Origin of the sequence: Janthinobacterium glycogeni, assembly GCF_051380725.1 — a bacterium.
Taxonomy (GTDB): domain Bacteria; phylum Pseudomonadota; class Gammaproteobacteria; order Burkholderiales; family Burkholderiaceae_D; genus Janthinobacterium.
On sequence record NZ_JBNYXP010000001.1, the window covers coordinates 1,017,867 to 1,037,760 of the forward strand.

Annotated in this window: 18 protein-coding genes and 2 tRNA genes; 13 read left to right on the forward strand and 7 right to left on the reverse strand. The window is 64.5% G+C overall.

The window, feature by feature from the left end:
• Positions 1–31: 31 nt before the first annotated feature.
• Genes ACQ4W4_RS04680 through ACQ4W4_RS04695 form a run of 4 tightly spaced genes read left to right on the forward strand, consistent with a single transcriptional unit; the run spans position 32 to position 2,705 of the window.
• Complete coding sequence (locus ACQ4W4_RS04680; protein WP_436540960.1) at positions 32–937, forward strand: DNA-3-methyladenine glycosylase family protein; 906 nt, start codon at positions 32–34, stop codon at positions 935–937.
• A gap of 58 nt (positions 938–995) precedes the next feature.
• Complete coding sequence (locus ACQ4W4_RS04685; RefSeq protein ID WP_436540961.1) at positions 996–1,370, forward strand: COG4315 family predicted lipoprotein; 375 nt, start codon at positions 996–998, stop codon at positions 1,368–1,370.
• A 19-nt stretch (positions 1,371–1,389) separates the two neighbouring features.
• Complete coding sequence (locus tag ACQ4W4_RS04690) at positions 1,390–1,911, forward strand: RNA polymerase sigma factor (RefSeq protein WP_436540962.1); 522 nt, start codon at positions 1,390–1,392, stop codon at positions 1,909–1,911.
• Complete coding sequence (locus ACQ4W4_RS04695) at positions 1,908–2,705, forward strand: anti-sigma factor family protein (RefSeq protein ID WP_436540963.1); 798 nt, start codon at positions 1,908–1,910, stop codon at positions 2,703–2,705. Before ACQ4W4_RS04690 ends, ACQ4W4_RS04695 begins: the two co-directional genes overlap by 4 nt.
• Positions 2,706–2,717: 12 nt before the next feature.
• Here the strand turns inward: ACQ4W4_RS04695 and ACQ4W4_RS04700 are convergent, their stop codons facing one another.
• The gene (locus ACQ4W4_RS04700; protein ID WP_436540964.1) at positions 2,718–3,944 is read right to left on the reverse strand and encodes an MFS transporter; all 1,227 of its coding nucleotides are present in this window, start codon (positions 3,942–3,944) and stop codon (positions 2,718–2,720) included.
• Positions 3,945–4,054: 110 nt separating this feature from the next.
• On the opposite strand from ACQ4W4_RS04700, the gene ACQ4W4_RS04705 reads away from it, so the two are divergent.
• Positions 4,055–4,855 carry a helix-turn-helix transcriptional regulator gene (locus ACQ4W4_RS04705; RefSeq protein ID WP_436540965.1) on the forward strand — a complete coding sequence of 267 codons (801 nt, stop codon included), beginning with the start codon at positions 4,055–4,057 and terminating at the stop codon, positions 4,853–4,855.
• Positions 4,856–4,901: 46 nt separating this feature from the next.
• Here ACQ4W4_RS04705 and ACQ4W4_RS04710 read toward each other — a convergent pair.
• Together ACQ4W4_RS04710 and ACQ4W4_RS04715 are read right to left on the reverse strand one after the other, a co-directional pair.
• Positions 4,902–4,978 (reverse strand) — tRNA-Met (locus tag ACQ4W4_RS04710).
• Positions 4,979–5,120: 142 nt separating this feature from the next.
• A tRNA-Met gene (locus tag ACQ4W4_RS04715) sits at positions 5,121–5,197 on the reverse strand.
• Positions 5,198–5,382: 185 nt separating this feature from the next.
• Between ACQ4W4_RS04715 and ACQ4W4_RS04720 the strand changes: the two genes are divergently transcribed.
• From ACQ4W4_RS04720 to ACQ4W4_RS04730, 3 genes are read left to right on the forward strand one after another with little or no spacing between them, the layout of a single operon-like run.
• Complete coding sequence (locus tag ACQ4W4_RS04720; RefSeq protein WP_436540966.1) at positions 5,383–5,961, forward strand: NUDIX hydrolase; 579 nt, start codon at positions 5,383–5,385, stop codon at positions 5,959–5,961.
• 31 nt (positions 5,962–5,992) lie between these two features.
• Positions 5,993–6,709, forward strand: a complete 717-nt coding sequence (gene aat, locus ACQ4W4_RS04725; RefSeq protein ID WP_436540967.1) for a leucyl/phenylalanyl-tRNA--protein transferase — start codon at positions 5,993–5,995, stop codon at positions 6,707–6,709.
• Positions 6,710–6,763: 54 nt separating this feature from the next.
• Positions 6,764–7,486, forward strand: a complete 723-nt coding sequence (locus tag ACQ4W4_RS04730) for an arginyltransferase (RefSeq protein WP_436540968.1) — start codon at positions 6,764–6,766, stop codon at positions 7,484–7,486.
• Positions 7,487–7,589: 103 nt separating this feature from the next.
• On the opposite strand, the gene ACQ4W4_RS04735 is transcribed toward ACQ4W4_RS04730, so the two are convergent.
• A complete protein-coding gene (locus ACQ4W4_RS04735) occupies positions 7,590–10,901 on the reverse strand; it encodes a S41 family peptidase (RefSeq protein WP_436540969.1) in 3,312 nt (1,103 codons plus the stop codon).
• A gap of 204 nt (positions 10,902–11,105) precedes the next feature.
• Here ACQ4W4_RS04735 and ACQ4W4_RS04740 point away from each other — a divergent pair, with 204 nt between their 5' ends.
• From ACQ4W4_RS04740 to ACQ4W4_RS04750, 3 genes are all read left to right on the forward strand, one after another.
• Positions 11,106–12,155, forward strand: a complete 1,050-nt coding sequence (locus ACQ4W4_RS04740) for a quinone-dependent dihydroorotate dehydrogenase (RefSeq protein WP_436540970.1) — start codon at positions 11,106–11,108, stop codon at positions 12,153–12,155.
• Entirely contained in the window at positions 12,155–13,201 is a 1,047-nt protein-coding gene (locus tag ACQ4W4_RS04745) for an aldo/keto reductase (RefSeq protein ID WP_436541122.1), read from the forward strand. Before ACQ4W4_RS04740 ends, ACQ4W4_RS04745 begins: the two co-directional genes overlap by 1 nt.
• A gap of 294 nt (positions 13,202–13,495) precedes the next feature.
• The gene (locus ACQ4W4_RS04750; protein ID WP_436540971.1) at positions 13,496–15,919 is read left to right on the forward strand and encodes a TonB-dependent receptor plug domain-containing protein; all 2,424 of its coding nucleotides are present in this window, start codon (positions 13,496–13,498) and stop codon (positions 15,917–15,919) included.
• A gap of 84 nt (positions 15,920–16,003) precedes the next feature.
• Here the strand turns inward: ACQ4W4_RS04750 and ACQ4W4_RS04755 are convergent, their stop codons facing one another.
• A complete protein-coding gene (locus tag ACQ4W4_RS04755; RefSeq protein ID WP_436540972.1) occupies positions 16,004–16,561 on the reverse strand; it encodes a PEP-CTERM sorting domain-containing protein in 558 nt (185 codons plus the stop codon).
• A gap of 356 nt (positions 16,562–16,917) precedes the next feature.
• On the opposite strand from ACQ4W4_RS04755, the gene ACQ4W4_RS04760 reads away from it, so the two are divergent.
• Complete coding sequence (locus ACQ4W4_RS04760; RefSeq protein ID WP_436540973.1) at positions 16,918–17,529, forward strand: immunity protein Imm33 domain-containing protein; 612 nt, start codon at positions 16,918–16,920, stop codon at positions 17,527–17,529.
• Positions 17,526–17,879 carry an MmcQ/YjbR family DNA-binding protein gene (locus ACQ4W4_RS04765; RefSeq protein WP_436540974.1) on the forward strand — a complete coding sequence of 118 codons (354 nt, stop codon included), beginning with the start codon at positions 17,526–17,528 and terminating at the stop codon, positions 17,877–17,879. Before ACQ4W4_RS04760 ends, ACQ4W4_RS04765 begins: the two co-directional genes overlap by 4 nt.
• Here the strand turns inward: ACQ4W4_RS04765 and ACQ4W4_RS04770 are convergent.
• On the reverse strand, positions 17,876–18,808 hold the full coding sequence (locus tag ACQ4W4_RS04770) for a CysB family HTH-type transcriptional regulator (protein WP_070224514.1): 933 nt from the start codon (positions 18,806–18,808) through the stop codon (positions 17,876–17,878). The genes ACQ4W4_RS04765 and ACQ4W4_RS04770 overlap by 4 nt on opposite strands.
• Before the next feature lie 14 nt (positions 18,809–18,822).
• On the reverse strand, positions 18,823–19,893 hold the full coding sequence (locus ACQ4W4_RS04775) for a sulfate/molybdate ABC transporter ATP-binding protein (RefSeq protein ID WP_071075790.1): 1,071 nt from the start codon (positions 19,891–19,893) through the stop codon (positions 18,823–18,825).
• Position 19,894 lies beyond the last annotated feature (1 nt).

Sequence of the window (19,894 nt, forward strand, 5' to 3'; positions counted from 1 at the left end):
CCACTGATACCGTTCCTGATTTTTAGCCACCATGACCCTGCTGCACTGGACCCTCCCCCTGCCCGCCGGCTACCGCCGCGACGATGTCATCGCCTTTCACAGCCGCGACGGGGAAGCCGTGGCGGAACAGGTCACGCCGACAGGCCTGCGCAAGGGCATCCTGGCGCACGGCGTGCCTGTCGTGCTGGACGTGGCCTTCACGCCGGATGCCGCCATCTGCCAGGCAGACATCGATGGCGATGCCGACCTTGAAACACTCCTGCACGGCGCCGTGCGCAACATCCTCGGCCTGCGCATCGACCCGCAGCCCTTCGCGCAGCTGGCCGCCGCCGATCCGCTGCTGGCGCCCTTGATCCGGCTCAACCCGGGCTTGCGCATCGTGCAATCGGCCAGCCCGTTCGAGGCGCTGACCTGGGCCATCATCGGGCAGCAGATCAACCTGCCGTTCGCCATTTCCCTGCGCCGCACTTTTATTCTGCAGGCGGGGCGCCGGCACGCCAGCGGTCTTTGGTGCTACCCGGAGGCGCGCGACGTGGCGCGGCTCTCCGTCGAGGATTTGACGGACCGAAAATTCTCGCGCGCCAAGGCCGAAACCGTGCTGCGCCTGGCGCGTCTCGTCCATGACGGGGAACTGTCGCTGGAGCTGCCGCCCTCCGGCGACGTGGCGGCCATCTCGCAGGCGCTGCTGGCCGTGAAAGGCATCGGCCCGTGGACCGTCAATTACGCGCTGCTGCGCGGCTATGGTTACGCCGACTGCTCGCTGCATGGCGACGTGGCCATCCGCGCCGCCCTGCAAAAGCTGCTCGGCGAAGAGGTAAAACCGGACATGGCGCGCACGGAACAATGGCTGCGCCAGTATGCGCCGCACCGCACCATGGCGGCCGCCCACCTGTGGGCCAGCCTGCATCCAAAAAATAATCCGCCAGCGCTGGAATAAACGGCGGGCGGCAACCGTCTATCCCTTGCAAGCCCCTAAAAACCTCAAGGAGACCACCATGCGCTTTACGACCTGTTTCGCCGCCACCGCCCTTTTCACCGCCTTGTCCGCCCCCCTCGCGTTCGCCGCCGACGTCATGCCCGCCAACGGCATGCTGGTCAATGCCAGCGGCATGACCGTGTATGTGTTCGACAAGGATGTCGCCGACAGCGGCAAGAGCGCCTGCAGCGGCGGCTGCCTGGTGGCCTGGCCCGCCGTCATCGCCACCGAAGCGGCGCCCGCCGCCCCGTATGGCAGCATCAAGCGCGACGACAACGGCGCCATGCAGCTGACCTACAAGGGCAAGCCCCTGTACCTGTACAAGGAAGACAAGAAGCCGGGCGATGTGGCCGGCGACAATTTCAAGAACGTGTGGCACGTCGTCAAGCCGTAAGCCCCTTCCCGCCGCCGCGATGACCACGCAAGAGGATAGCCGCCAGCTGCAAGCGTGCCTGCCCGGCCTGCGCCGCTATGCGCGCGCGCTGGCGGGCGCCCTGCACGCGGACGACCTGGTGCAGGACACCGTGGAGCGGGCCTGGCGCAAGCTGGAGCAGCGCGGCGGCGAGATGCGGCCCTGGCTGTTTTCCATCATGCATAACCTGCACGTGGACCAGCTGCGCCGCCCCGGCCTGGCGCTGCAGGAACTCGACGACGATACCGTGCTGCCCGCGCCGGAACACGCGCCCGGGCAAGCCATCGCCATCGGCGAGATGGATGCGGCGCTGGCCCGTTTGCCGCTGGGGCAGCGCGAAGTCATCCTGCTCGTCGCGCTCGAACAGATGCCGTACGAGCAGGTGGCGTCTACCCTCGACATCCCCGTCGGCACCGTCATGTCGCGCCTGTCACGGGGGCGCGACAAGCTGCGCACCCTGCTCGACGGCCGCCCTGCCGGCAGCCAGGGCAGCGGCCCACCCACCCTGAAAGTCGTGAAATGACAATGCAAGCCATCAGCGAAGCGCAATTGCACGCCCTGGCCGACGGCATCCTGCCCGAAGACCAGCGCGCGGCCGTCGACGCCCACCTGCGCGCGCATCCCGGGGATGCCGCCAGGGTCGATGCGTGGCGCGAGCAGAACCGGCAATTGCGCGCCCTGTTCGACCCTGTGCTGGACGACGCCGTGCCGCCTGCCCTGCTGCAGGCGGCGGCCCCGCCGGCGGCGAACGGCGCCTGGCGTCGCCCCGCCATGCAGGCGGCAGCTGCCGTCGTGCTGGTGCTCGCTGGCGGCGCGGGCGGCTGGCTGCTGCGCGGCGATGGCGCCGGTGGCGGCGACATGCGGAGCGCCAGCGCCAGCCCGATCTCCCTGGCGCGCAGCGCCGCCATCGCCCATGCCGTCTACACGCCGGAAGTACGCCACCCCGTCGAGGTAGGCGTGGAACAGGAGGCGCACCTCGTGCAATGGCTGTCAAAACGCCTGGGCAGCAAATTGCAGCCGCCTGCGCTGTCGCCGCTCGGCTATCACCTGATCGGCGGGCGCTTGCTGCCCGGCGATGGCGACGGTCCCGTCGCGCAATTCATGTATGAAGATGGCGGTGGCAAGCGCCTGACCCTGTACGTGGCGAAAGAACGGGCCGGCAAGCAGGAAACGGCCTTCCGCTACACGCAGGAAAAGGACCTGAGCGTGTTTTACTGGATCGACGGCCAGCTCGGCTATGCCCTCTCGGCGAGCCTGCCCAAACAGGAACTGGGCAAGATCGCCGACGCCGTGTACGCGCAACTGGAAAGCCGCTGAAAGCAAACTCTTTCATTTTCTGGAATCCGGCAATCCTGAAATCCATTTCACGCCGTGCCATTGCAGCAGCAACGCGGCGGCGGCGACCAGGGCGGCGCCGGCCGCCAGCAGCCACATGGGCCAGTCCAGCAGGAGCAGCACCCCGCCTGCGGCGGCGCCGATGGCGCTGCCCAGGTACAGCGCCGATTCGTTGAGGGCGATGGCCAGGTTGCCGTCGCCCTGCCGCGCGCGCACGGCCAGCAGCCGCTGGTTCTGCGGCACTTGCAGGGCCCAGCCAGCCGCACCCCACAGGGCGATCGGCGCCAGCATCAGCCAGGCCGACCAGCCGGCCGCCAGCGGCAGCGCGCACAAGGCCAGCGCCAGCAGCAGCAAGATGAGCCAGGTCAGTTTCGGCGCCGCCACCTTGTCCGCCCATCGCCCAACCAGCATGCTGCCGGCGATTCCCCCCACGCCCCACGCCCACAGGAAGGGCGTGGTGGACATCGCCGCGCCGTGCGCGGACCACGCCAGCAGCGGCGCGATAAAGGTGTACATGCCCAGGCTGGCGATGGCCGCCAGCAGCGACACGAGCAGGATGGGCAGCACCTGCCTGTCGGCCAGCAGGGCCAGCTTGCGGCGCAGCGACATGGCCGGTGCGGCTGCCAGTGGAGGCAGTTTCCACAGCAAGCCCGCCAGCGCCAGCGCACCGAGCATGGCGACCAGCCACAGGGCCGCCGTCCAGCCCAGCTGCTGCGCCAGCAACAGGCTCAATGGCACGCCCAGCACCGTGCCGCCCGCCATGCCGCCCATGATCGCGCCGATGGCCTTGCCCCGCTGCTGCGGCGCCGATACGCCCGCCGCCGCCGCGATGCCCAGCGCCAGGTAGACGCCGGCGCCGATGCCGGCCATGGCCCGCCATGCCAGCAGACTGGTGAAGCCGGGCGCCAGCGCGCTGGCCCCGTTCGCCAGCACGAACACAGCCAACGCCCACAACAGCCCGGAACGCTGCGCGCGCGCCGGCAGCAAGGCCACGGCCAACGGCGAGCCGAGGCCATAGGCCAGCGTAAACGCCGTCACCAGCTGCGCCGCGATCGCCAGCGAGATGGAAAACGTGGCGGCGATCATCGGCATCAGGCCCGCCGTCACATACGACGCCATGCCCAGCGCGAACGCGCCCACGGCGATCAGGTAGACGGTGGCAGGCAGCGCAGTGGCGGCGGCAGGCGCGAGAGTACTGGAGGAGGAGGAATCATCAAGCATGGGCAAGCTTTCGGGAAGAAAGCAGACATTCTGGAATACAATATAAACAATTACAATTTAACTGTTTATGCTATTACTGATAGCAACAGTCTCACCGGAAAGACCGCAGCATGCGCACCTTGCAACGCACCCGCCACGAACTGGCCGCCTATCTGCAGGCGCGCCGCGCGCGGCTGTCGCCTGAGGACGTGGGTTTACCGGGCGGCGGGCGGCGCAGGACGCCGGGCTTGCGCCGCGAAGAGGTGGCGGCGCTGGCCGGCGTGGGGTTGACCTGGTACACCTGGCTGGAGCAGGGACGCGACATCGGCGTCTCCAGCGCCTTCCTCGACAAGCTGGCCGAAGTGCTGAAACTCGATGCGGCCGAGCGGCGCCACCTGTTCCTGCTGGCGCATGCGCGCCCGCCCGCCGAAGAGGGCAAGACGTTTTGCGTGGTGCCGCCGCCCGTGCGCCGCCTGATGCACGAACTGGCGCATCCAGCCTATGTGCTCAACCTGCGCTGGGACGTGCTGGCGTTCAATGCGGGCGCGGACGCCCTGTTCGGCTTCGGCGCGCATGCCGCCGCGCGACGCAATCTGCTGTGGCTGTTGTTTACCGACCCGCTGCTGCGGTCTCGCTTTGTCGGCTGGGAAGAGCAGGCGCCGCTGATGCTGTCGAGCTTTCGCCGCGACTATGCGCGCGCCACGCAGGAAGCCGATATCCACGCGCTGGTGGACGAACTGGAAAAAGTCTCGCCCGAGTTCAAGCGATGGTGGCGCCGCCACGACGTGCATGCGCCGTGCGCCGGCGTGCGCCAGCTGGACGTCGGCGGCGAGCAGGTCGCCTACGAGCACACCTCGCTGACCATCGATGCGGACCGCCACTTGCGGCTGATCGTGTATGCGCGCCAGCTGGCAGAAGACCTCGCGCCGTAAACGAAAAAACCGCTGGCCCTCTTGCGAGGAACCAGCGGCTTCGAATTGGTTGCGGGGACAGGATTTGAACCTGTGACCTTCGGGTTATGAGCCCGACGAGCTGCCAGACTGCTCCACCCCGCACTCGAATTATATACCAGATTGTTGCGCGGCGTAAAGGGTATGATTTGACAATCTCATTGCTGCCCCGCCTGACGAAGTTTGCCGTCGGCCGGCAATGGAAAAAGCCGCTGATCTTTTGCAAGAGTCAGCGGCTTTCCGGTATTGGTTGCGGGGACAGGATTTGAACCTGTGACCTTCGGGTTATGAGCCCGACGAGCTGCCAGACTGCTCCACCCCGCACTCGAATTATAAGGGCAAACGGGGGACTTAGGCAATAGCTATCTCAACTTCAACTGCAATAGAGCTATTTAATTAAAAAAGTCAGCCAATTACCAGGAAGCATTGTGTCCGCCCGTCACGCCACACAGCGCGCAATCGGTGTACAGTAAGCGTTACACTAGACACCTATTTTCCGAAGCCAGCCCATGAAATTCTGCTCCGAATGCGCCCATCCTGTCAGCCTGTCCATTCCGGAAGGCGACAACCGTCCGCGCTATGTGTGCGCCAACTGCGACGCCATCCATTACCAGAACCCGAAAATGGTGGTCGGCTCGATTCCCGTCTGGGAAGAGGAAGGTCAGCTGCAGGTCTTGCTGTGCAAGCGGGCCATCGAGCCGCGCCTCGGCTACTGGACCCTGCCGGCCGGCTTCATGGAAAACGATGAAACGACGTCCGACGCGGCCGAGCGCGAAACGGTGGAGGAAGCGGGGGCGAATATCGAGCTGGGTCCCCTGTTTTCGCTGCTCAACGTGCAGCGCGTGCACCAGGTGCACCTGTTCTATCTGGCGCGCCTGCGCGACCTCGATTTCGCGCCCGGCATCGAAAGCCTGGAGGTGCAGCTGTTTACGGAAGCGCAAATTCCGTGGGACGACCTGGCCTTCCCCACCATCCGCGCCACCCTGGAACTGTTCTTTGCCGACCGCGTGAAAATTCGCGAAGGCGGCAGCTACGGTGTCCATACGGGCGACATCACGCGCCCGATGGCGCGCGCGGATGCCGAGTAAGCCCCCATCACCTGCCATTTTTTGACGCCGCATGATTCCCTGGCTCGACATCCACACCCCGTTCCCCGACGTCTCGCGCGCCCTGACCGACGAGGCGCCCGGCCTGCTGGCGGCAGGCGCCGACCTGTCGCCCGCGCGCCTGCTCGACGCCTACCGGCGCGGCATCTTCCCCTGGTTTTCCGAGGGCCAGCCCATCCTGTGGTGGAGCACCGATCCGCGCATGGTGCTGATGACGAAGGACTTCAAGGTCTCCGACAGCCTGGCCAAGGCGATCCGCAAGGTAGAGCGCAGCGCCGCCACGGACAGGCGCTGGCAGCTGCGCTTCGACGGCGATTTCGACGCCGTCATGCGCGCCTGCGCGGCGCCGCGCAAGGATGGCCCGGGCACCTGGATTTCCGACGAAATCATCGCCGGCTACACGGGCTTGCACAAGATGGGTTACGCGCACTCGTCCGAGCTGTGGCTGGACGGCGAACTGGTGGGCGGCGCATATGGCGTGTCGATCGGGCGCATGTTCTATGGCGAATCGATGTTCGCCCGCGTCTCGGATGGCTCGAAGATCGCACTGGCCCACCTCGTGCGCTTTTTGCAGGCGCGCGGCGTGACCATGATTGACTGCCAGCAAGAAACGAAACACCTGGCCTCGCTGGGCGCGGCGCCCATTTCGCGCACCCGCTTCCTGGCCCATGTAAGGAGCGCCATTGAAGCAGCGCAAATCACCGATTGGCATGCTGCGCCACCGGCGTAAAAAAGCTATGATAGCTTCAGGCACATTGCCGCGGACAGACCAGACAGGATCAGCATGACGCACCTGAACGAACTACCGTTTGCCACCCTGCAGTTCTACACGACGGCACCGTATCCGTGCAGCTACCTGGACGACCGCCAGGCCCGCTCGCAGGTGGCCACGCCTTCGCACCTGATCAACAGCGACGTGTATTCGGAACTGGTGCGCAACGGCTTTCGCCGCAGCGGCATTTTTACTTACCGCCCGTATTGCGATGGCTGCCAGGCCTGCATTCCCGTGCGCGTCGTGACGCAGTCCTTCACGCCCAACCGCAACCAGCGCCGCGCCTGGAGCCGGCACGCCGATCTGCAGGCGGGCGTGGCCACCCTGTCCTTCCTCGACGAGCACTACGAACTGTACCTGCGCTACCAGAGCACGCGCCACGCGGGCGGCGGCATGGACCAGGACAGCCGCGACCAGTACGCGCAATTTTTGCTGCAAAGCCGGGTCAACACGCGCCTGGTGGAATTCCGCGATCCCGACGGCACCCTGCGCATGGTCAGCATCATCGACATGCTGGCCGATGGCCTGTCGTCCGTCTACACGTTTTTCGATCCCGACGTGCCGGGCGCCTCGTACGGCACCTACAACGTGCTGTGGCAGATCGCCCAGGCACGCGAACTGAACCTGCCCTACATCTACCTGGGCTACTGGATAGAACAGAGTCCGAAGATGGCCTACAAGATCAACTTCAAGCCGCTGGAAGCGCGGATCAAGGGGCAGTGGGTGGTGATGTAAAACCTGGGATTATTTGGTAGGTCGGATTAGCGCGCAAGCGCGTAATCCGACACTGCGAGGCCAACAATGGTGTCGGATTACGGCGCTGTGCGCCTGATCCGGCCTACTTGCTCTTGTCCGGAAACGCCGGACGCTTGGGCCGCACGGGCGGGTTCTTCGCCAGTTCGGCCTGGATCACTTCGATCGCCTTTTCCAGCTGCGGATCGCGCCCGGCGATAACGTCGGCCGGCGTTTGCTCGACTTCGATATCGGGCGGCACGCCTTCGTTTTCCACGCCCCAGCCGTTTTCGCGCGTCCAGAACGCCAGGTTCGGCGCCGTGATCATGCCGCCGTCCATCAGCACGGGGAAGCCGAGGATGCCCACCAGGCCGCCCCACGTCGCCTTGCCGATCAGCGGACCCATGTTATTTTTGCGGAACATCCACGGCAGCAGGTCGCCGCCCGAACCGGCCGTCTCGTCGATCAGCATGGCGCGCGGTCCCTGGATCGAGGCCGACGGCGTCTTCATGTCGGCGCCGTAGCGCATGGTCCACCAGGCGATTTCCTTCTTCTGCAGGATCTCGATGTAGTAATCGGCCACGCTGCCGCCGCCATTGAAACGCTCGTCGACGATGATGGCCTGCCTGTCCGCCTGCGGGAAGAAATAGCGCTTGAAGTAGGTGTGGCCCAGCCCCGCCGTATTGGGCACGTACACGTACGCCACCTTGCCGTTAGTGGCCGCATTGACCTTGCGCATATTGCCCTCGATCCAGTCGCGGTTGCGCAAGGCATCCTCCGTCGGCACGGGCACCACGGTGATGGTGCGCGCGCCCTTGCCGTCGGCCGATGGCCCCACGGTCAGGTCGATGGCCTTGCCGGCCGTGTTCTCAAAGGCACTGTAGATATTCGTCGGCGGCAGCAAGGGACGGCTGTCGACGGCCAGCAGGTATTCGCCCGCCTTGACGTTCAGGCCCGGCTCCGTCAGCGGCGCGCGCAGGGTCGGATTCCAGTTCAAGCCGCCATACACCTTCTTGAAGCGGTAATGGCCGTCGCTCACTTCATAGTCGGCGCCCAGCAGGCCGCCCGGCACCTTCTTCGCCTCCAGAAAATCGTCGCCGCCGCCGCCCCGGTGGTGGCCCACGGCCAGCTCGCTGCACATCCACTGGATCAGCCGGTTCAGGTCCGCGCGGCTGGACAGCTCGGGCAGGAAGACGGCGTACTTGTCGCGCATGGCCTTCCAGTCCACGCCATGCATGCCCGGGTCATAGAAATAGTCGCGGTTGATGCGCCACACTTCGTTGAAAATCTGCGTCCACTCCGCGCGCGGATCGGCTTTGACTTCGATGGCGTCGACCTTGATCTTGCCTTCGCCCGGCGCCAGCAGCTTGCCCGTGGCGCTTCCCATGGCCCAGTTGTCCTTCTGGCGGTACAGCAGCTTCTTGCCGTCGGCCGAGACCTCGAAATCGTCGGCTTCGGCCACCACGGTTTCCGCCTTGCGCTCCTTCAGGTCGAAACGCTGCACGGCCTTCTTGCCGTCGCTTTCGCGCAGTAAAAAGATCTGCCCGGCGGCACCGGCCGTCAGGCTGGAAAACTGCGCGGCCGGCAGCGGCAGGTCGACGACGCGCGTGGCGATGCCGTCGAAATCGATGTGGATCGGCGCCACGGGCGCGACCGTGACTTTCGGGTCGTCGCGGCCCGTCTTCGGATCGACCTTCTGCTCGTTTTTCGGCTCGGCTTCCGCCTTCGCCGTGTCTTTTTTACTCTCCGCGCCGGCGGCCTTTTCCTCGTCGCTTTCCTTGATCAGCGGCGACGGCAAGTCGCGCCGCAGCACGGCCATCCACACGGTGCGCGTCACCAGGTTGTCTTCATTCTGCTGCGAGAACCAGTTGTTGCTGGGGCCTGCGTTGGTCGAGGCGAAGAAGTACAGGTACTTGCCGCTCTTGTCGAACACGGGCTGGGCCACGTCGGACAGGCCATCGGTCACAGGCATCGATTTGTTCTGCTCGACGGAATAGATGTAGGCGCTGCGCGTGTAGGTGGGCGAATTGAGCGTGTAGGCCAGCCAGCGCGAATCGGGCGCCCACGAAGCGCGCATGCTCTTGTCGACGCCATACATCGGCTCCGTGGCGATTTTTTGCACCTTGCCGCTGCCGACGTCGATCACGTACATGCTCCAGCCGTTGTCGGCAAACGCGATCTTCCGGCTGTCGGGCGACCAGACGGCGTTGTCATAGAAGCCGCTGCCATTGAGCTTGAACTTGCGCACCGCCCCCTTGCCGTCCTGCGCGCGCACATGCAGTTCATACTCGCCCGACTCGTCCGAGAAATACGCGACCGAACGGCCGTCGGGCGACCAGATCGGCGTGCGTTCGTGCGCGCCGGCCGTCTGCGTCAGGTTGCGCACGTCGCCCTTGTCGGCGGGGATGGTGACGATCTCGCCCCGGTATTCGAAGGCGACGCGCGCGCCCGATGGCGAGATCGAGGCGTCGCGGATATATTTCGCGTTCTTCACCCAGCGCGGGCGCGTCTGCCCCAGGTCGCTGGCCACGCCGATGGCCAGCCGGTGCGCCTGGCCGCTGGCGATGTCGAAAGCGTGCAGGTAGCCGGCCTGCTCGTAGACGATGGTGCCGTTCGCGGCCGAGGCGTTGAGCACGGGGAAATCCGCGTGCCGCGTCAGCTGGCGCACGGCCTTGCTCTTGACGTCATAGGCAAACAGGTTGAATTCGCCGTTGCGGTCGGAACGGAAGTACACGGTATCGCCTATCCACATGGGGTCGACGTCGTTCGAGCGCGTCGTCGGCTGGGGGATTTTTTCGATCGACTTGTCGCTGGACGAAAACAGCCACAGCCAGGAATTGGTGCCGCCCCGGTAGCGCTTCCACTGCTTGAAAGCGGGCGCCAGCGGGTTGTAGGCGATGCGCTTGCCATCGGGCGAATACGTGGCGCGCGACGCGTTGGGGATCTCCAGCTGCGTTTCCACGCCGCCCGCCACCGGCACCGTAAACAGCTTCTGGAAGCGGTTGTTGAAGGCGGCGCGGGGCGAGGTGAACATCACGGACTGGCCATCGGGCGTGAACGACTGCGCCAGGTCCGCGCCCGGGTGGAAGGTCAGGCGACGCGGCACGCCGCCCGCCGCCGCGATCACATACACGTCGACATTGCCGTCGATGTTCGCGCTATACGCGATCTGGCTGCCGTCGGGCGAAAACACGGGGTTGGACTTGTCGCCCAGGTCGGACGTCAGGCGCCGCGCGCCGCCGCCGTCGAGGTTCGACAGCCACACATCGCCCGCATAGATGAAGGCGATATGGCGGCTGGAGACGGCCGGTTCGCTCAGCATGCGAGTGTCTTGGGTGTTGGGCAGGGCCAGGGCCGGGTGGCTCAGCAGCAGTGCGCTGGCGGCAGCGATGGCGGTCAGGATGCGTGTCTTTTTCAATCGATGTCTCGCTTATGAAGTCAACAGAACAGAGAAAAAACAGGAAGGTCCGCGGCCCAATGCGAATTAACAAGGAATCAATGTTGCATTAGACCAAAGAGAACTATACACCCGGCAGCCGCGCGGAACACGGTAAAATACGGCACTTATTTCGCGCGCCGCCAGCCCTTCCCGGCAGCCCGCATACCTACTCAAAGCGCCCCCATGTCTGAAAAATTCCTGTACTCCCTCGCTCGCCCGCTGCTGTTTTCGATGGATGCCGAAGCGGCCCACCATCTGACCCTGCCCGCCCTGAAACGCGCCAGCGCGCTGGGCCTGACGAAGCTGGCCGGCAAACCCGCACCTGATCCGCGCACGGTGATGGGCATCACCTTCCCCAATCCCGTAGGCCTGGCCGCCGGCCTGGACAAGGATGGCGCCTACATCGACGCGCTGGCCGACCTGGGTTTCGGCTCGATCGAAGTGGGCACCGTCACGCCGCGCGCGCAGGCGGGCAATCCGAAACCGCGCATGTTCCGCCTGCCGCAGGCGCAGGGCATCATCAACCGCATGGGTTTCAATAATGGCGGCGTGGACGCGTTTGTGGCGAACGTGCAGGCGTCGAAGTTTTACCAGAACCGCGCCGGCGTGCTGGGCCTGAACATCGGCAAGAACGCCGACACGCCCATCGAGCGGGCGGCCGACGACTACCTGCTGTGCCTGGAAAAAGTCTACCCCTACGCCAGCTATGTGACGGTAAACATCTCGTCGCCGAACACCAAGAATTTGCGCCAGCTGCAGGGCGCCTCGGAACTCGACGCCCTGCTGTCCCAGCTCAAAGATGCCCAGGCGCGCCTGGCCGACAAGCACAAGCGCTACGTGCCGCTGGCCTTGAAAATCGCGCCGGACATGGATGGCGAACAGGTGAAAAGCATCGCCGAGTCGCTCACGCGCCACCGCATTGACGGCGTCATCGCCACCAACACGACCCTGTCGCGCAGCGCCGTCGAAGGCATGCCGCACGGCGCCGAGGCGGGCGGCCTGTCGGGCGCGCCCGTGTTCGAGTTGTCGAACAATGTGATCCGTTTGCTGAAGGCGGAACTGGGCGACGCCCTGCCCATCATCGGCGTGGGCGGCATCATGCAGGGCAAGGATGCCGTGGCCAAGTTCGAGGCGGGCGCGCAGCTGGTGCAGCTGTACAGCGGCCTGATTTACGCCGGTCCCGCGCTGATCAAGGATTGCGCGCGCGCGCTGCGCGGCAAACAGGCGACATGATCGCCAGGGTCAAGCTGGGCGCCAGCAGCCTGGACGTGAGCACAATCTGCCTGGGCACGATGACCTTCGGCGAGCAGAACAGCGAAGCCGAAGCGCACAGCCAGCTCGATTATGCGCTGGAGCGGGGCATCAACTTCATCGACACGGCCGAGATGTATCCGGTGATGGCCAGCGCGCAGACGCAGGGCAGCACCGAGCGCTGCATCGGCAGCTGGCTGAAGAAAAGCGGCAAGCGCAGCCAGATCGTCCTGGCCAGCAAGGTAGCGGGGCCGAACTCGCGCATGCACTGGATACGCAAGGGCAAGACGGACCACGACGCGGTCAACATCCGCGCCGCCGTCGAGGACAGCCTGCGCCGCTTGCAGACGGAGCACATCGACCTGTATCAGTTGCACTGGCCCAGCCGCAACCTGCCCATCTTCGGCGCCAGCGTGTACAACCCGCGCAAGGAGCATGCGTCGGTCGCCATCGAGGACACGCTGGCCGTGCTGGGCAAGCTGGTCGAGGAAGGCAAGATCGGCCACATCGGCGTGTCGAACGAATCGTCGTGGGGCGTGTGCGAATACATCAAGCAGGCCGAGCTGAAGGGCTTGCCGCGCATCGTGTCGATCCAGAACCTGTACAACCTGACGGCGCGTCATTTCGAGACCAGCCTGCTCGACGAAACCTGCCACCGCGAGAACGTCAGCTTGTTGGCCTACAGCCCGCTGGCGTTCGGCCAGCTGACGGCGAAATATATCGACGATCCGCAAGCCAAGGGCCGCCTGACGCGCTTCCCGGCCGGCTGGAGTCCCCGCTACGTGCGCCCCGCCACCATCGCGGCGGCAAGCCGGTATGCGGCGCTGGCCCGCGCGCACGGCATGACGCCGGCGCAACTGGCGCTGGCCTGGTGCTACTCGCGCTGGTTCGTCGCCTCGACCATCATCGGCGCTACCAGCGTGGCGCAGTTGCAGCAAAATATAGACGCCCATCAACTCACCCTGTCGCCGGAACTGGTGGCGGCCGTCGACGCCATCCACGCCAGCGCGCCCAATCCGGGACAGTAAGGCCCGCCGTCTGGCGGCGCATGCCGTCGCCAGGCGCCCCACTCCCTTCGCAGATAGTCGTATTTATACAACAGCTGGCAATTTACTGCTGTGCAGCATTGCGGCCTTGCCGTGCCCGGTCGTATGCTGGAAACGAGGCCATATGCGCTACGCGCGCCATGTTGACGTCTTTCAGATATTTATTGCATATCGATAGACAGAACGATTCGTAAGCACGCCGCGTGCCCACTGTTAATCTGATTGCATCACCGGACCGCCGCGGTCCGCGCAACCACAACCGAAGAGATATCGTCGATGAGTTCAAGCAACGCCCGCTCCCAGCTTCCCGCCCTGCCCGTAAAAACCGTGATCGCCGCCAGCCTGGTCGCCTGCTTCAGCCTGCCTATGCAGGCGCAAGCGCAGCAAGAGCTGCCGGCCGAAGGCGAATTGCAATCGGTGGTGGTCACCGGCACTTTCGCCAAGAACCGCCGTACCATCGATTCCGAATCGCCGATCGACATCCTCACTTCGCGCGACCTGCAAAGCACGGGTTCGGGCGAACTGGCCACCGTGCTGGCGCGCCTGCTGCCATCGCTGAACTTTGCCCGCGCCACGGGTGCCGACGCCAGCGACGCCGTGCGTCCGGCCCAGTTGCGCGGCCTGTCGCCGGACCAGACCCTGGTGCTGGTGAACGGCAAGCGCCGTTATACGTCCGCAGTGGTCAACGTCAACGGTTCGCTGGGCCGCGGCTCGGCGCCCGTCGACCTGAACGCCATTCCCCTGGCCGCCATCGACCACGTGGAAGTGCTGCGCGATGGCGCGGCGGCCCAGTACGGTTCCGATGCGATCGCCGGCGTGATCAACATCATCCTGAAAAAAGGCGCGGCCGGCGGCGACGTCGAAGTAGGCTATGGCCAGACGCAGGAACGCGACGGCAAGCAGAAATCCATCAAGGGTTCGGCCGGCTTCGCCCTGGGCGAGGACGGCTGGGTGCGCGTCTCGGCCGAAGTGGCGGAACGCGACCCGACCAACCGCGCCGGCGCCGACTTCCGCAATCCGGCCGAGCCGCGCTACGGCAAGGTGAACCAGCGCTATGGCGACCCGGAAAGCAAGCCGGCAACGATTTTCCTCAACAGCGAATACCACATCAGCGACAACCTCGACTGGTATGCCTTCGGCAACTACGGCAAGCGCGACACGTCGGCCGCCGCCACCTGGCGCACGGCCCTGATCACGGACCCGAATAATTCGAAGCTGTTCGTCCAGCGCACGCCGCTCTTCCCGGAAGGCTTTTTGCCATTGCAAAACAGCACCCTGACGGACCAGTCCTTGGTGACGGGCTTGCGCGGTGAAGCGGCCGGCTGGCGCTGGGATGCCAGCCTCAATTACGGCAGCAACAAGTTCGAACTGGACCTGGACAACACGGTCAACCAGTCGCTGGGCGCGAACAGCCCCACGCATTTCTATGCCGGTTCGCTGAAAAATGAACAGACGGTATTCAACCTCGATGCGGCGCGCGAATTCCCCGTCTCGTACTTTACGGGCCCGCTGACGGTAGCCGTGGGCGCCGAAGCGCGCCATGAAAAGTACAGCATCGGCGCCGGCGACGAAGCGTCGTACACGGGCAGCGGCTCGCAAGGCTTTGCCGGCTTCCGTCCCGCCAACGCGGGCAGCCATTCGCGCCACAACGAGTCGATCTATGTGAACCTGGAAGCGGAAGCGACGAAGAAACTGTCGGGCGGCGTGGCCCTGCGCCATGAGCGCTACAGCGATTTCGGCAGCACCGCCTCGGCCAAGGGCTCGGCCCGCTATGCGTTCACGGATGCGCTGTCCCTGCGCGGCACCGTATCGAGCGGCTTCCGCGCGCCGTCGCTGGCGCAGCAGTACTACACCATTACCACCACCAATTTCCAGGTCGTCAACGGCGTCAACACGCCGATCGAGACGGGTACCTTCGCCGTGAACACGCCGCAGGCGCGCGCGCTGGGCGCACAGGATCTGAAACCGGAAAAAGCACGCAACTACAGCCTGGGCCTGCAGTTCCAGCCGACCCGCAACTTCACGACGACAGTGGACGCCTACCGCATCGACATCGACAACCGCATCCTGTTCTCGGCCAATCTGGTCCTCAACAATGTATTGAAAAACATCCTGGCCGCGCAAGGCACGCCTGTGGGCTCGGGACGCTACTTCACCAACGCCGTCGATACGCGCACGGAAGGCGTGGACATCGTCAGCACCTACCGCATCGACCTGCAGGACAAGGATCGCCTCGACCTCACCGTGGCGTACAACCACAACAAGAGCACGGTACGGAAAATCGCCGACAATCCGGCCATCCTGACGGCGAACAACCTGAAACTGATCGACCGCCAGAGCATCGACCGCATCACGGTGGCTTCGCCGAAAGACAAGTTCAGCCTGGCCGCCGACTACGGCTTCGGCATCTGGAATGCGCACGGCGTCGTGACGCGCTACGGCAGCTTCACCGTACCGCAGAACGACGTCAAGCTGGACCAGACGTATGACCCGCAATGGGTGCTGGACGTGTCCGGTTCCGTGAAACTGGGCAAGAACTGGCGCCTGGTGGCCGGCATCGACAACGTCACCAACCGCTACCCGGCGCAAGTGACGAGCGCGGGCAACCTGAACGTCAACGGCACCCAGCCGTACAGCATCTTCGCGCCGAACGGCTTCAACGGCCGCTATTACTACGCCAAGGCTGGCTATAGCTGGTAAATACGGCTCCGCCATGCAAAAAGCCCGGAAACGCGATGCGTTCCGGGCTTTTTTTCATGTCTTGCGCCCACGGGCGCTGCAGGCTCAGGCGCGGCGGCGGCGCGCGACAAAACCGACCAGGCCCAGGCCCAGCATCAGCATGCCGTAGGTCGCTGGCTCAGGCACTGCCGAGACCGAGTTGAACGCGCGGAAATTGCTCAGACCGCGCGGCAGGTTGGCAAGGCTGAACACCGTATTGGCGGCCAGCGGCGTGTCCCAGTGGAACAACAGTTCGCCACGGCCATAATGCACGGCCAGGTAGTCGAAGCTGGACTTGACAATGAACGAACCGGACTTGCTGCTTTCCAGGTCACCCTGGGCGGCAAAGACCAGCGAGCCGGTACCGCTGGATGGCAGGCCAAACTTGCTGCTGACCAAGCTCTGGATGGCGGCCGCATTTTGCGCGCCGGACGGGTTGGCGCCGTCATAGACCCAGACCGAGTCCGCTGCCACGCTGCCGTAAGTGACGGTCTTGCCGCCCACAAGGAAGCCGCTCATGGCAGGATCGGTGATTTCCACCCAGCTTGCCGCCTGCGCCAATGGCGCCAGGCAAGCCGAGACAGCAAGGCAGAAACCCAGCACAGCATGTTTAGTCGTGTTCATAATTTCCCCCTGTTGATCAATTTCAAAAAACACAATATTAATTATATTTTTGTTATATTTTTTTGCGATTGAGCAAAAGATATCATTCAGGAAATCAAAATGCAATAAAAGAAACAAATTTTACCATTGGCATTTTCAATCGGTCTCATCAGTTTCTTGCCGAGTCCGGCTATCAAGGGGCTTGCCGCCATCCTTGCCATAACCGGGCGCTAGTCTGGTAAGCAGGTTTGTTGTAGATCGGCACATGCCAAGCGGCGGCGTAGCCAAGCGGCAATGGCAAGCCTGCAGGTATGCGTGGTCATCCTGGCAGGCAATCGGCTACCATGGACATTCGCTCACTCTGACGACGGAATACCATGCCCAGCTGGCACCTGGCCGACGCCGCCGAACTGGCGGCGCGCCATCCCTATACTTTCTATAAATCACCGCCCGAGGCCATCGCCCAAGTGCGCCCCGGCGACGTGGTCAAGCTGATCTTCGCCTTCCATAGCGACGATCCGCAGGCGCCGGGCGCCGAACGCATGTGGGTGCTGGTGGAGACGATCGAGCCGCACGGGCACTTCACCGGCAAGCTCGACAACATACCCGGCTACATCGCCGATTTGCACGCCAAAGACCCCATCGCCTTCGCGGCGCGCCACATCATCAATACCCAGCACGACGATGACGATAACCTCGTCAACCGCTACGCGGGCCTGTGCTTCGTCACAAAGCGCGTGCTGGAAGACGGCGCGCCCGTCGGCTATCTGTACCGCGAGGCGCCGGACAACGACGACGACAGCGGCTGGCGCTTCACGGCCAACGACGAGAGCGACGACTACATCAACGACAGCGCCAACGTGGCGCTCGTGTCGCTGGGCGCCGTGCTCAGCGTGGACGACCGCTTCATTGCGCTGCTGGACTCCCCTGCCGGGTCGGCGTTTGCCTTCGACCACGACATGCAACAATTCATGGCGGTGGACGAATGACAACAGATGAACTGAAGGAATGTTGCGCGGCCCTGCCCGGCGCGCAAGCCGTGCTCTACGGCGCGCCGTCGAACATCCTCGTGTATGAAGTAGCGGGCAAGAAATTTGCGTACTTTAAAACCAGCATGCCGGAACAGTGGCGCTTCAGCCTGCGCGTCAGCGCCGGGCGTTTTATCGAACTGACGGACATGCCCGGCGTGAAACCGGCCCGCTACATGGGCCGCTTTCACTGGGTGACTATCGTCGACGTGGCGCGCTTCCCTGCCGATTACCTGGCGGAACTGGTGCAGGATAGCTACGCGCGCGCCGTGGCCAGCCTGACGCGCGCGCAAAGGGCGGCCATCGCCTAGAGCGCTTCCTCGCCCGCCATGGCGCGGTCGATGTCTTCGCGCGTCAGGTCCGGTGCCAGCTGCAGGATGAACTCGTAGGCGTAGGCGCGCAGGTAGGCACCGCGGCGCACGGCCAGGCGCGTCGTGTTGGTGGCGAACAGGTGCGACGCTTCCACCGCCCTTAAACCCTTGTCGCGGCCATGGTCGAAGGCCATTGAGGCGACGATGCCCACGCCCAGCCCCAGCGCCACGTATTGCTTGATGACGTCCGAATCCATGGCCGTGAGGATGATGTCCGTCGTCACGCCCGCCTTGGCGAAGGCGTCGTCGATATGGCCGCGTCCCGTGAACCCCTTGTCGTAGGTAATCAGCGGGTATTTCGCCAGGTCTTCCAAGCGGATCGGCGAGTGCTCGAGCAGCGGGTGGCCGTCCGGCACGACGATCAGATGGCTCCAGCGGTAGCACGGGAAGGACACGAGATCGGGGAACTGGCTCAAGCCTTCCGTGGCGATGCCAATATCGGTCTTGCCCGACAGCACCCATTCCGCGATATGCTCGGGCGCGCTTTGCTGCAGCGCGATGCGCACGTCGGGGAAGGCGGCACGGAAGCCCTGCACCACTTTCGGCAGCGCATAGCGCGCCTGCGTGTGCGTGGCCGCCACCGATAAGGTCCCGCTGGTCTGGCCGCTGTATTCGAGGCTGGCCTGTTGCAGGTTTTCCGCCTCGATCAGGAGGCGGTCGACGATCTTCAGGATGCCCTTGCCCGGCTCCGTCAAGCCCGTCAAGCGCTTGCCGTTGCGCTCGAAAATCACCACGCCCAGCTCGTCCTCGAGTTCGCGTATCTGCCGGCTCACGCCCGGCTGCGACGTGAACAGGGCATTCGCCACTTCCGTCAGGTTATAGCCGCGGCGGGCCGCTTCGCGGATCGAGCGCAGTTGTTGAAAATTCATAGTGTTCCAGCCTCTCAGGTTCTTGTCGGTTCGACGAACACGTGTAATCGTTTCGGACGCACCACCAGCGTCTCGCCCTCTTTCAGCTGCAGATGGCTGAAGCGCTCGTTCGACATCACGGCTTCGATCAGCTCACTGTTATCGACGCGCTGCAAGTCCAGCTGGGCCAGCGGGCCGATCGCATGGGCGCGGCTCAGCTTGACGACGATGCCTTCGGCGCCCTGCGTGTAGCGGTCGATTTCCAGATCGTGCGGACGCACATAGGCCGTGCCCTTGCTGTCGCTCACGCCCGCATAATCGGGCACTTCGAAGCTGGCGTCGCCGGTGGCCATCACGCCGTCATGCACGCGGCCATGGAACAGGTTGACGTTGCCCAGGAAGCCGTAGACAAACGGCGACGCCGGGTGGTTATACACTTGCTCCGGGGAACCGAGTTGCTCGACGGTGCCCTTGTTCATCAGCACCACCTGGTCGGCCACTTCCAGCGCCTCTTCCTGGTCATGCGTGACAAAAATGCTGGTGACGTGCAAGTCGTCATGCAGGCGGCGCAGCCAGCGGCGCAATTCCTTGCGCACCTTGGCATCCAGGGCGCCGAACGGCTCGTCGAGCAGCAGCACGCGCGGCTCGACGGCCAGGGCGCGCGCCAGGGCGATGCGCTGGCGCTGGCCGCCCGACAGCTGCGGCGGATAGCGGTCGGCCAGCCAGTCCAGCTGCACCAGCTCCAGCAAATCTTTTACCTTGCGGCGGATCTGGTCTTCCGACGGGCGCTCGCTGCGCGACTTCACCCGCAAGCCAAACGCCACGTTCTCGAACACGGTCATGTGCTTGAACAGCGCATAGTGCTGGAAGACGAAACCGACTTGCCGCTCGCGCACGTGGCGGTTCGACGCGTCTTCCGCGTCCAGCAGCACCTGGCCGCTGTCCGGATGTTCCAGTCCGGCGATGATGCGCAGCAAGGTGGTCTTGCCGCAACCGGACGGACCGAGCAGGGCCGTCAGTTCGCCGGCGGGAAAGTCCAGCGAGATATTGTCGAGGGCGACGAAATCGCCGAAACGCTTGTGGATGTTTTTAACTGCGATGGTCATA

Excerpts from the sequence above, each read along its gene's own strand:
- ACQ4W4_RS04700 (WP_436540964.1), bottom strand. The coding sequence starts at position 3,944 with ATGCTTGATGATTCCTCCTCCTCCAGTACTCTCGCGCCTGCCGCCGCC.
- ACQ4W4_RS04720 (WP_436540966.1), top strand. The coding sequence starts at position 5,383 with ATGAAATTCTGCTCCGAATGCGCCCATCCTGTCAGCCTGTCCATTCCG.
- ACQ4W4_RS04685 (WP_436540961.1), top strand. The coding sequence starts at position 996 with ATGCGCTTTACGACCTGTTTCGCCGCCACCGCCCTTTTCACCGCCTTG.
- ACQ4W4_RS04770 (WP_070224514.1), bottom strand. The coding sequence starts at position 18,808 with ATGAATTTTCAACAACTGCGCTCGATCCGCGAAGCGGCCCGCCGCGGC.
- aat (WP_436540967.1), top strand. The coding sequence starts at position 5,993 with ATGATTCCCTGGCTCGACATCCACACCCCGTTCCCCGACGTCTCGCGC.
- ACQ4W4_RS04690 (WP_436540962.1), top strand. The coding sequence starts at position 1,390 with ATGACCACGCAAGAGGATAGCCGCCAGCTGCAAGCGTGCCTGCCCGGC.
- ACQ4W4_RS04705 (WP_436540965.1), top strand. The coding sequence starts at position 4,055 with ATGCGCACCTTGCAACGCACCCGCCACGAACTGGCCGCCTATCTGCAG.
- ACQ4W4_RS04680 (WP_436540960.1), top strand. The coding sequence starts at position 32 with ATGACCCTGCTGCACTGGACCCTCCCCCTGCCCGCCGGCTACCGCCGC.
- ACQ4W4_RS04750 (WP_436540971.1), top strand. The coding sequence starts at position 13,496 with ATGAGTTCAAGCAACGCCCGCTCCCAGCTTCCCGCCCTGCCCGTAAAA.
- ACQ4W4_RS04695 (WP_436540963.1), top strand. The coding sequence starts at position 1,908 with ATGACAATGCAAGCCATCAGCGAAGCGCAATTGCACGCCCTGGCCGAC.
- ACQ4W4_RS04775 (WP_071075790.1), bottom strand. The coding sequence starts at position 19,893 with ATGACCATCGCAGTTAAAAACATCCACAAGCGTTTCGGCGATTTCGTC.
- ACQ4W4_RS04760 (WP_436540973.1), top strand. The coding sequence starts at position 16,918 with ATGCCCAGCTGGCACCTGGCCGACGCCGCCGAACTGGCGGCGCGCCAT.
- ACQ4W4_RS04740 (WP_436540970.1), top strand. The coding sequence starts at position 11,106 with ATGTCTGAAAAATTCCTGTACTCCCTCGCTCGCCCGCTGCTGTTTTCG.
- ACQ4W4_RS04730 (WP_436540968.1), top strand. The coding sequence starts at position 6,764 with ATGACGCACCTGAACGAACTACCGTTTGCCACCCTGCAGTTCTACACG.
- ACQ4W4_RS04765 (WP_436540974.1), top strand. The coding sequence starts at position 17,526 with ATGACAACAGATGAACTGAAGGAATGTTGCGCGGCCCTGCCCGGCGCG.
- ACQ4W4_RS04755 (WP_436540972.1), bottom strand. The coding sequence starts at position 16,561 with ATGAACACGACTAAACATGCTGTGCTGGGTTTCTGCCTTGCTGTCTCG.